Origin of the sequence: Thermococcus sp. (assembly GCF_027066465.1) — an archaeon.
Taxonomy (GTDB): domain Archaea; phylum Methanobacteriota_B; class Thermococci; order Thermococcales; family Thermococcaceae; genus Thermococcus.
Genome location: NZ_JAMONU010000052.1, coordinates 1 through 3,263, shown reverse-complemented (window position 1 = coordinate 3,263; position 3,263 = coordinate 1). Strand labels below are relative to the sequence as shown.

At 53.8% G+C, this 3,263-nt stretch carries 4 protein-coding genes; all 4 read left to right on the top strand.

The window, feature by feature from the left end:
* Positions 1–1,012 (top strand): GNAT family N-acetyltransferase (locus tag MVK46_RS02335; protein WP_297534997.1); only part of this gene is annotated, 1,012 nt, incomplete at its 5' end.
* 72 nt (positions 1,013–1,084) lie between these two features.
* Positions 1,085–1,597, top strand: coding sequence for a TIGR00288 family NYN domain-containing protein (locus MVK46_RS02330; RefSeq protein ID WP_297534995.1), 513 nt, complete (start codon positions 1,085–1,087; stop codon positions 1,595–1,597).
* On the top strand, positions 1,594–2,088 hold the full coding sequence (locus MVK46_RS02325) for a TIGR00288 family NYN domain-containing protein (protein WP_297534993.1): 495 nt from the start codon (positions 1,594–1,596) through the stop codon (positions 2,086–2,088). The genes MVK46_RS02330 and MVK46_RS02325 overlap by 4 nt, the downstream gene beginning before the upstream one ends.
* 89 nt (positions 2,089–2,177) lie before the next feature.
* Positions 2,178–3,263 (top strand): thiamine ABC transporter substrate binding subunit (locus MVK46_RS02320; protein WP_297534991.1); only part of this gene is annotated, 1,086 nt, incomplete at its 3' end.

Genomic DNA, 3,263 nt, shown 5'->3' with positions numbered 1-3,263 from the left:
GAAGGAGGTCTATCTGGAAGAGCCAGATTTGGACGACTGGTTCGAGAACGACAGGCCCGATTTGAGGCACTTCGTTGGAATATACATTCTCGCCCATTACCGCAACAGGCCGAGCGACGTGGCGCTTTTGGCCGACGCGCCCCACCACGAGGCCCGCGTGCTCAGGCTCAGAAACGGCAAGATAGTGACGGCGATACAGATTGCCAAGGAGGGTGGGATTCCGAAGAGCGTAATAGACAAGATGGCCAAGGGCTACAAGCCTCGCGGAAACATAATCCCGGACATGATGGTCAAGCACCACTATTTAAAGGAGTTCGCGAAGCTCAAGGGTTACAGAATAGTGAGAATTGCAACCCATCCTGACGCGATGGACAGAGGCCTGGGAAGCAAGGCACTGGAGCTCCTCGAGAAGGAGGCTCGCGAAAAGGGCCTCGACTGGATTGGTTCAGGATTTGGCGCGAGTGAAGAGCTCGTCCGCTTCTGGGTCAGGAACGGCTTCGCGGTGGTTCACCTCAGCCCCGCGAGGAACCCGGTCAGCGGGGAGTTTACCGCTATAGTCCTCAAGCCGATAAGCGAAAAGGCCAAGAAGCTCATCAAGAAGGCCAACGACGAGTTCAGGATTAGGTTTACTGAGTGGCTCGGCGACACCCACAGGGAGCTTGAGCCAGAGATAGCGCGCTGGCTCTTCGAGACGCCCTTCGGCGAGGCCGTTGATTACCCGGTTCACCTCACGGAGATTCAGAAGAAGCGCCTCGATGCATTTACGGGCAAGGTCCTGACCTACGATACCGTTGTCGATGCGGTGAAGCCGATAGTGAAGCTCTACTTCCTCGACGGCTGGATGAAGCCCTACCTCGACGAGAGGCAGATAAAGCTCCTCATCTACCGCGTTCTCCAGGTCCACAGCTGGGAAGAGAGTGCGAAGCTCATAGACAGAACCGAGACCTTCACAATGATTGAGGTGCGCGACATAATAAGGGGCCTCTGGTACTACTACAAGAGGCTCCTCTGAATCAAGTTTTTATAGTATTACAGCGTATAGCATCGTGTCATTGTTTCGGTGAGCATCTCAACGGTGACAGCTATGCCAGGGGGTAGCTGGGAGAAGATAATCTCGATAACGAAGGACGGAATAAAGAGCATAGGCATGATAAAGAGGAAATCAAAGAGGGGAAAGAGAATCGCGCTTCTCGTTGACGGTCCCAACATTCTGAGAAAGGAGTTTGGAGTAAAACTCGAAGACATCGTTGATGCCTTGGAGGGACTTGGAGACATCCGCGTCGCGAAGGTCGTTCTCAACCAGTACGCACCCCAGGGACTGATAGAGGCTGTTTCAAATCAGGGATTCGAGGCCGTTGTCGTTTCTGGCGAGACCGGGGTTAAGCTGGCCGTTGAGGCCATGCGTGAGATTTACAATCCCAACATAGATGTAATCGCCATAGCCACGAGAAACGCTGAGTTCCTGCCAATCATCCTGAAGGCGAAAGAACGGGGAAAGGAAACTGTTGTTATAGGCATAGAACCCGGGTTCTCCGTCGCCCTCAAGCACGCGGCCGACTACACGATTATACTCGCTCCCAGGAGGGAACCTGAATGAAAGAAACCCTCATTAAGGTCCTCAGGAGGGAAAAGGAAGAACGGGAGGAGGAGCACCACAAGAGCATCGGACTGATAATAGACGGTCCCAACATCCTGAGGAAGGAGTTCGGAATAAAACTCGAAGACATCGTCGAGGCGCTCGAGAGGATAGGCCGGATTAGGGTTGCCAAGGTCGTCCTCAACCAGTACGCACCCCAGGGACTGATAGAGGCCGTTGTTAACCAGGGCCTCGAGCCCGTGATAGTTGCCGGCGATACCGACGTGAGGATAGCGATAGAGGCCATGGAGCTTATATACAATTCCGACGTCGATGTAATAGCCCTGGCAACCCGGGACGCGGACTTTCTGCCCATAATTCAGGAAGCCAAGAGGAAGGGGAAGGAGACGATAGTCATAGGAACCGAGCCGGGCTTTTCTGTGGCACTTCAAAACGCGGCCGACTACGTTATAAAGATGGAAGGCCGCAGGGCTGAGGACAAAAAGGAGTAATCAGAGGTTCGTTTTTTCAACGCAAACTTTTTTAACACTCTTAATTAGTTGGTTATGAGAAGAAAAAACCGTGTTAAGGAGGTGATTGCGTGAAGAAGGTCCTCGCTCTCCTCCTCCTTGCGGTGCTGGCGCTGAGCCTGGCCTCGGTAGCTCCGGCCAGCGCTCAGGAAACGGCAACTCTGACCGTGTACTCATACGACAGCATTGAGCCATGGATGAAGAAGATAATCCCGATATTTGAGAAGGAGTACAACGTCAAGGTCAACCTCGTGCTCCTAGGGGATGCAGGACAGGTTCTCAACAGGTTAATCCTCGAGAAGAACAACCCCAGGGCCGATGTGGTGGTAGGTATAGACAACAGCTACCTCCAGAAGGCCATACAGGCCGGCGTTCTCGAACCCTACAAGCCCCCCAACGCCAAGTACATTCCCGAGTGGATAATCAAGAACTTCGACCCGAACTTCTATCTCACTCCCTACGACTACGGGGCAATAGCGATAGTTTACAAAAAGAACATCGTGAAGAACCCACCGAAGACGTTCAACGACCTGCTCAAGCCAGAATGGAAGGGCAAACTCATAGTTGAAGACCCGAGAACGAGCTCAACGGGCATGGCGTTCCTCCTGTGGACGATTGCCGTTTACGGAAACAAATGGCCTTACTTCTGGGCCGACCTCAAGAAGAACGGCGTCATCGTTGTTAAGGGATGGACTGCCGGCTGGGAGATGTGGGACAAGAACCAGGCTCCGTTGTTCGTCAGCTACGCCACCGACCCGGCCTACGCCGCCTGCGAGGACAACAGCACCAACATTGGAGCGGTCTTCCTCAACAACACCGCCTATGTTCAGATTGAAGGCGCCGGAATCGTCAAGGGCACCAAGCACCTGAAGCTCGCCCAGGAGTTCATAAACTTCCTCATAAGCAAGACCGCACAGGAGGCCCTTCCGACGACGCAGTGGATGTATCCCGTCAACGAGGAGGTCAAGCCCCCGGCGTGCTTTAACTACGCCCTAAACGTCAGCAGGGCCAAAGTAGTATCGATACCCTCCGGCGAGCTTGCAAAGAACACCGACAAGTGGCTCAACGAATGGACGGCCATAATGGTCGAGGGCAAGAGTCCCGAGGAGATATCGCCAACCGCGACCCAGAGCCAGACCTCAACAACTTCATCCAAG

What these genes read in the sequence shown, in the direction of transcription:
- MVK46_RS02330 (WP_297534995.1), top strand. Translation starts at nt 1,085, where the DNA reads ATGCCAGGGGGTAGCTGGGAGAAGATAATCTCGATAACGAAGGACGGA.
- MVK46_RS02325 (WP_297534993.1), top strand. Translation starts at nt 1,594, where the DNA reads ATGAAAGAAACCCTCATTAAGGTCCTCAGGAGGGAAAAGGAAGAACGG.